General features: G+C 66.5%; 6 protein-coding genes and 2 pseudogenes. 2 read left to right on the forward strand and 6 right to left on the reverse strand.

Annotated features, from left to right (window positions below):
* From B8115_RS10735 to mnmA, 6 genes and pseudogenes are all read right to left on the reverse strand, one after another.
* Positions 1–195, reverse strand: a pseudogene (locus B8115_RS10735) (GNAT family N-acetyltransferase); the annotation flags it as partial.
* Positions 196–237: 42 nt separating this feature from the next.
* Positions 238–1,407, reverse strand: a complete 1,170-nt coding sequence (locus B8115_RS10740) for a cupin domain-containing protein (RefSeq protein WP_010627802.1) — start codon at positions 1,405–1,407, stop codon at positions 238–240.
* 96 nt (positions 1,408–1,503) lie between these two features.
* Entirely contained in the window at positions 1,504–2,067 is a 564-nt protein-coding gene (locus B8115_RS10745; RefSeq protein WP_010627803.1) for a cob(I)yrinic acid a,c-diamide adenosyltransferase, read from the reverse strand.
* 28 nt (positions 2,068–2,095) lie between these two features.
* Positions 2,096–3,460: an adenylosuccinate lyase gene (gene purB / locus B8115_RS10750; RefSeq protein WP_026038045.1), complete on the reverse strand. Its 1,365-nt coding sequence runs from the start codon at positions 3,458–3,460 to the stop codon at positions 2,096–2,098.
* A 46-nt stretch (positions 3,461–3,506) separates the two neighbouring features.
* The gene (gene hflD, locus B8115_RS10755; protein WP_010627805.1) at positions 3,507–4,145 is read right to left on the reverse strand and encodes a high frequency lysogenization protein HflD; all 639 of its coding nucleotides are present in this window, start codon (positions 4,143–4,145) and stop codon (positions 3,507–3,509) included.
* Positions 4,142–5,254 (reverse strand): tRNA 2-thiouridine(34) synthase MnmA, encoded by a 1,113-nt coding sequence (mnmA, locus tag B8115_RS10760; RefSeq protein ID WP_010627806.1) that lies wholly within the window; start codon positions 5,252–5,254, stop codon positions 4,142–4,144. The genes hflD and mnmA overlap by 4 nt, the downstream gene beginning before the upstream one ends.
* Before the next feature lie 150 nt (positions 5,255–5,404).
* Here mnmA and B8115_RS10765 point away from each other — a divergent pair, with 150 nt between their 5' ends.
* Both B8115_RS10765 and B8115_RS10770 read left to right on the forward strand, forming a co-directional pair.
* Positions 5,405–6,010: a TetR/AcrR family transcriptional regulator gene (locus B8115_RS10765; RefSeq protein ID WP_010627807.1), complete on the forward strand. Its 606-nt coding sequence runs from the start codon at positions 5,405–5,407 to the stop codon at positions 6,008–6,010.
* 137 nt (positions 6,011–6,147) lie between these two features.
* A pseudogene (locus B8115_RS10770) lies at positions 6,148–6,555 on the forward strand (hypothetical protein); the annotation flags it as partial.

Raw genomic sequence — 6,555 nt, forward strand, 5'->3', positions numbered from 1 at the left:
GGGCAGCAGCCGGGCGGTGCCCAACGGCGAGGCGTCGTGCAGCGCGAGGAAGTGGCGGCACTCGTCGTCGCGCCCGTCCCACTCCTCTTCGCGGGGCACCTGCTGCTCCTCGATGAATACGATACGACGGATTTCGCCGGCGACATCGCCAAGCTCGACCCAACTGCCTTCGCGAATCTCGATCCGCTCCTTCACGTTAGCACTCCTTTTCCGCTTGCTTTCACTTTCCGCTTGCTTTCACTCTTCCTCGGCCCAGGTCAGGCTGCCGGCATCGTACAGGGCGGCGAGTAGCTCGGCGGCGCCCTCATGGGCCAGCAGTTCCGCATTCAGGGGCTCGTCGCTGGCCACGGCGCGTGCCAGCGGCAGCGCACAGGCGATGCCGTCGCCGTCGGCGAACAGGGTGGCGGTGTCGTCATCCAGGGCGCGCCAGGCGAAGCGTGAGCCGGGACTTCGTAGCAGCTCCTCGCCTTCCTGTAGTAGAGCGACAAGTTCATCGACGTCCGTCGGGGTGTCGCTGGGTACCAGTTGGTCGACGTACTTGGGCTGGGTCATTACCCGGCCGAACCATTGGGCTAGCTGGCGCGGATCGTCCAGGGTGGCGAGGATCAGCCGGCGCATGCGCTCGAGTGCGGCATCGTCGAGCTCCGCCGGGTCGGAGGGTGGGGTCATGCCGGCATCGGCGTAGCGCAGCGAGGGCGGCAGCCCTTCGCCGATGAAGTCGGCGAAGGAGGTGACCGCCTCGTCCGCCGAGGGCGCGCGAAAGCCTACCGAGTAGGTCATGCAGTCGTCGGACTGGCTGACGCCGTGGTGCGCCCAGCCCGGCGGCAGATAGAGCATGTCGCCGGGCTCCAGCACCCAGTCGTCGCCCGGTTCCACCGTGAAGCTCTCGAGAATGCGCAGGTCGATGCCGGAGATGATCGGCGCGTCGTCGGGCACCCTGCCGCCCAGCTGCCAGCGTCGCCGACCCAGGCCCTGGAGCAGAAATACATCATACTGGTCGACGTGGGGACCGACGCTGCCGCCCGGCGGGGCGTAGCTGATCATGATGTCGTCGAGTCGCCAGCGCGGCAGGAAGTCGAAGTGCTCGAGCAGTTCGGCCACTTCAGGCACGTAGTGATCCACCGCTTGCACCAGAAGGGTCCAGTTGCGCTCGGGAAGCTCGCCGAACACGGCCTCCTCGAAGGGACCGTGGCTGACCTGCCATGGGCCGTCGGGACCATCCTCTTCCACCAGCCGGGCCTCGACGCCCTCTTCGCAGGCGAGCCCGGCCAGTTCGTCGGGGTCCAGGGGGCTTTCGAAGTCGACAAAGGCACCGCGGATCAGCAGCGGCTTGCGCTGCCAGTAATCGCGCAGGAACTCGGCGGCGGTGAGGCCGCCCAGCAGGCTGAGAGGGGCGTCGCTTGGCATGGTGTCTCGCTATCCGGCAGATGGCACGAAGAGCCGCAGGGCGTGGGGGCCCTGCGGTATAAAAACGTCATGGTAGCGTATTGCGTTGTGTGAGGCTCAGCGGTTGGCGCCGGGCACCCACAGCACATCGCGCTCGCCGTTGCCGTTGGCCCGCCGCGCGAGGACGAACAGCAGATCGGAGAGGCGGTTGAGGTAGCGCAGCACCTCGGGATTGACCGGCTGCTCCGTCATCAGCGCCGTGACCGCACGCTCGGCGCGGCGGGTCACGGTGCGGGCCAGGTGCAGGTGGGCGGCAAGCGGCGTACCGCCCGGCAGGATGAACGAGCGCAGGGTGGCGAGCTCGGCGTTGTAGGCGTCGATGCGCGCTTCCAGATACTCGACCTGGCCAGCCGTGACCCGCAACGGCGGGTACGGCGGATTCTCCTGCTCCGGCGTGCACAGATCGGCGCCGACGTCGAACAGGTCGTTCTGCACCCGGCTCAGCACCTCGGCGAGCTCGCCTTCGGCGTGGAGCTGGGCCAGGCCGAGGGTGGCGTTGGTCTCATCCACCGTGCCGAAGGCTTCCACGCGCAGGTCGTGCTTGGCCACGCGGGTGCCGTCGCCGAGGCCGGTGTCGCCCTTGTCGCCGGTACGGGTGTAGATCTTGGTCAGCTTGACCATGGCGCCTCCTGGTGCGTTGCCGGCCGGCTCACAGCCGGCGGGCCTGGGCCTCGGCGTTGCCGATGTAGCTGGCTGGCGTCAGCGCCTTGAGCTCGGTCTTCACCTCGGCCGGCAGTTCCAGCGTGTCGATGAAGGCGGCAAAGCCGGCCTGGTCGATGCGCTTGCCGCGGGTCAGCTCCTTGAGCTTTTCGTAGGGCTTCTCGATGCCGTAGCGACGCATCACCGTCTGGATCGGCTCGGCGAGCACCTCCCAACTGGCGTCGAGATCCTCGGCCAGGCGCGCCGGGTTGGCCTCGAGCTTGCCGATGCCCTTGAGCGCCGCTTCATAGGCGATCAGGCCGTAAGCCAGGCCGACGCCCAGGTTTCGCAGCACGGTGGAGTCGGTGAGGTCGCGCTGCCAACGGGAGATGGGCAGCTTCTGCGCCAGATGGCCGAGCACCGCATTGGCCAGGCCCAGGTTGCCCTCGGAGTTCTCGAAGTCGATGGGGTTGACCTTGTGCGGCATGGTCGAGGAGCCGATCTCGCCCTCGACGGTCTTCTGCTTGAAGTAGCCCAATGAAATGTAGCCCCACACGTCGCGGTCGAAGTCGATCAGCACGGTGTTGAAGCGGCACACGGCGTCGAACAGCTCGGCGATGTAGTCGTGGGGTTCGATCTGGGTGGTGTAGGGGTTGAAGGTCAGCCCCAGGCCCTCGACGAAAGTGCGCGCGTTGGCCTCCCAGTCCACGTCCGGATAGGTGGCCAGGTGAGCGTTGTAGTTGCCCACCGCACCGTTGATCTTGCCGAGGATCTCGACGTTCTCGATCTGGGCGAGCTGGCGACGCAGGCGATAGGCGACGTTGGCCATCTCCTTGCCCAGGGTGGTGGGGCTGGCCGTCTGGCCATGGGTGCGCGAGAGCATCGGCAGGGCGGCGTGCGCATGGGCCAGCTTGGCGATCTCGTCGGCGACCCGTTGCATCACCGGCAGCAGTGTCTTCAGGCCGTCGGCAAGCATCACGCCGTAGGAGAGATTGTTGATGTCCTCGCTGGTGCAGGCGAAGTGCACGAACTCGGTGATGGCGTGCAGCTCCGGCTGCTCGACGATCTTCTCCTTGATGAAGTACTCCACCGCCTTGACGTCGTGGTTGGTGGTGCGCTCGATCTCCTTGATGCGCTCGGCGTCGGCCAGCGAGAAGTCGCGAATCATGGCTTCGAGAAAGGCGGTGGCCTCGGCTGAGAGCGGCGGTACCTCGACGATACCGCCCTGCTCGGCGAGGCGCTGCAGCCAACGAATCTCGACGATCACGCGGGCGCGGATCAGGCCGAACTCGCTGAAGTGTTCACGCAGGCTCTCGGCCTTGTTGCCGTAGCGGCCGTCGACGGGAGAGAGGGCGGTAAGAGCGGTGAGGGGCAGGGAAGCGGCTTGCATGGTCATGGTCCGGTACGTGTAGGAAAAGGGGTCAGCTCAGCTGGTCCAGGGCGTTCTTGAGGGCGCCGCGCTGGAGTACGAGCCTCCAGCGGCGGCCGCCCTGCTGGTGCCAGAGCAGGGCGAAGCGGATGCCGGCGAGCAAAATGGCGCGTACCCGTTCGGGCATCATGCGGCTTTGCAGCATCGAGGGGTCGCCCTGTACCACGATGCGGGTCTTCAGGGTCGAGAGCGTCTCCTGATAGGCCTCACCGAGGCTGGCGACGACGTTCTCGTGGGTGGCGCCGAAGTGCTCGGCCTGGCCCTGGATACGGCTGAGGTGCTGGCCGAGGGTGCTCATCATGGCGTTGTCGCTGCGCAGCTTGCTCATCAGCAGCAGTAGCGAGAAGCCGTAGCGCAGCACCACCGGATTGGCCTGACGGCGCCCGACCACGGCTTCGAGCACCTCGAGCCCGCGGCGCAGGTTGTTGGGGTGACCGCCGTAGATCGCCTCGAAGCTTTCCGGGTCGGTGTCCAGCGTAGCGCGAATCAGGGTTTCCCAGGGGCGCGGCTCGACCTGTCCGGTGCGGGCCAGCTCGTCGACCAGACTGGCGGCCTGGAACACGCCGGCCAGTGCCAGCGCCTGGCGCGCGGCGGGGGTGTCGGGAGCGCGATGAATGGGAGTGGTGTTCATGCGCCGGTCTCCTCGGCATTCCAGATGTCGCGAATCACGCCGCCGCCCAGACAGATGTCGCCGTCGTAGAGCACCAGCGACTGACCGGGCGTGACGGCACGCTGGGGATCGATGAAGCGCACCTCGACGCCGCCATCCGGGAGCGTGCGCATGTGGCACGGCACGTCGCTCTGGCGGTAGCGGGTCTTGGCGGTAAGGCGGCCCTCGGCGGCGGGGGGCTCGCCGGCTACCCAGTCCATCGCCTCGGTGGCCAGCGAATCGGTATACAGCAGCGGATGGTGCTTGCCCTGCACCGCGACCAGCACGTTGCGTTCGAGATCCTTGCCTGCCACGTACCAGGGCGCCTCGGGGTGGTTGGCCAGCCCGCCGATGCCGAGCCCCTGGCGCTGGCCCAGGGTGTAGTACATCAGCCCCATGTGCTCGCCGATGACTTCGCCCTCGGGCGTCTCGATCACGCCCGGCTGGGCCGGCAGGTACTGCTGCAGGAAGTCGCGGAAACGCCGCTCGCCGATGAAGCAGATACCGGTGGAATCCTTCTTGCGTGCGGTGGCCAGGCCGTGGCGCTCGGCAATGGCGCGTACCTCGGGCTTCTCCAGTTCGCCCACCGGGAACAGCGTGCGGGCGATGGCGGCCTCCGGCACGGCGTGCAGGAAGTAGCTTTGGTCCTTGTTGGGGTCGATGCCCTTGAGCAGCCGCGGCCGACCGCGGCGCACACCGCCACGAACATAGTGGCCGGTGGCGATCTTCTCGGCGCCGAGCATCTCGGCGTACTCGAGGAACACCTTGAACTTGATCTCGCGGTTGCACAGGATGTCCGGGTTCGGCGTGCGTCCGGCCTTGTATTCGGCCAGGAAGTGCTCGAAGACGTTGTCCCAGTACTCGGCGGCAAAGTTGGCCGTATGCAGCTTGATGCCGAGCTTTTCGCACACGGCCTGGGCGTCCGCCAGGTCGGCCTTGGCGGTACAGTACTCGGTGCCGTCGTCCTCGTCCCAGTTCTTCATAAACAGGCCTTCGACCTGATAACCCTGCTCCAGCAGCAGCAGGGCGGAAACGGAGGAGTCGACGCCGCCGGACATGCCGACGATCACCTTGCCTGAGGTGGCGGTCATGGGCGCTCTCGGGTTGAGTGGGTCGCAAATGGGCGGGGATTATACCCTACATATTGTAGTGTCTTCATCCTGGCGCACGGATGACGCTTTTACGTGTCGGTGCATTTCCAGCTAATTGACCGGCCGGCCAGTTAGCGTTATCTTCGGCGCATGAATCGAAGAACTCAGATCCGCGATCCCGAACTGACCCGCGCCCGCATCCTCGAGGCGGCGGAAGCTTTGTTCGTCGAGCAGGGCTTTTCCGCCGTCAAGTTGAGCGAGCTGGCGCGTGCAGCCGAGGTGACCAAGAGCCTGATCCACCACCACTTCGGCAGCAAGGAGCAGCTGTGGGAGGCGGTCAAGGATCGCGCCTTCGAGCGCTACTTCACCGCCCAGATGGCGATGCTGGAGGAGGCCGGCGAGCCGGATGCCGCGCTGCTGCGCCGCTCGGTGGAAGCCTACTTCCATTTTCTGCGCGAAAACCCCGGCGTGGTGCGTCTGTTCGCCTGGACCCATCTGGAAGGGGACAACCACTGCAGCGAGCTCGACAGCCAGCTCGTCGGGGCAGGGGCCGAGTGGGTGCGTCAGGCCCAACTGCGCGGCCTGCTGCGGGCCGACATCAATCCCACGCATGTCATCGCCGTCTTCGTGATGACCTGTACCCAGTGGTTCGAGGCCAAGTGCCATCACCAGCACTGGCCGGGAATGGGCTCCGATGAGGCGTTCCTGGAAGATTTCCTGAAGATTTTCATGGAAGGCGTAACGCCACGAGAGTGAGCGTTTTTTTGCGTGAATAACTGACCGGTCGGCCAGTTCATGGGTGGGCCGATCACCGCTCGATGGCAACCCGGTTCGATGACGACCCGGTGTGAAGGCAATACCGTTCGATGGAGGGAAGAGCGATGGGGAGGGTGGTGCGTACAAGCCTTGCGGCTTCGCTGATGCTGACGGCAGTTCTGCTGGCGGGCTGCGACGCGGCACCGGCGCAGGTCGAGCGTATCGAGGAGCCGCTGCCCAGCGTACGCAGTGAAGCGGTGCAACTGGTGCCGGACGAGGTGAGATACCGCTTTCCCGGCGTGGTGCGAGCCAGTGAGCGTGCGGCCCCGGCCTTTCTGCATGGCGGCGTACTGCGCGAGCGCCACGTGGTGCGGGGGCAGCGGGTCGAGCAGGGGGAGCCGCTGGCCACGCTGCACAACCCGGCCATGGCGCCGGCGTTCGCCGCGGCCGAGGCGCGGGTGCGTGAGCTGAACGCCAGCTTGAGCCGGCTGGGGCGCGACGTGGAGCGTGCCCGCACCCTGCGTGAGCGCAATCTCTCGCGATAT

It is taken from the genome of Halomonas sp. KM-1 (genome assembly GCF_000246875.1).
GTDB lineage: Bacteria > Pseudomonadota > Gammaproteobacteria > Pseudomonadales > Halomonadaceae > Halomonas > Halomonas aerodenitrificans.

Excerpts from the sequence above, each read along its gene's own strand:
- B8115_RS10745 (WP_010627803.1), bottom strand. The coding sequence starts at position 2,067 with ATGGTCAAGCTGACCAAGATCTACACCCGTACCGGCGACAAGGGCGAC.
- hflD (WP_010627805.1), bottom strand. The coding sequence starts at position 4,145 with ATGAACACCACTCCCATTCATCGCGCTCCCGACACCCCCGCCGCGCGC.
- mnmA (WP_010627806.1), bottom strand. The coding sequence starts at position 5,254 with ATGACCGCCACCTCAGGCAAGGTGATCGTCGGCATGTCCGGCGGCGTC.
- B8115_RS10765 (WP_010627807.1), top strand. The coding sequence starts at position 5,405 with ATGAATCGAAGAACTCAGATCCGCGATCCCGAACTGACCCGCGCCCGC.
- B8115_RS10740 (WP_010627802.1), bottom strand. The coding sequence starts at position 1,407 with ATGCCAAGCGACGCCCCTCTCAGCCTGCTGGGCGGCCTCACCGCCGCC.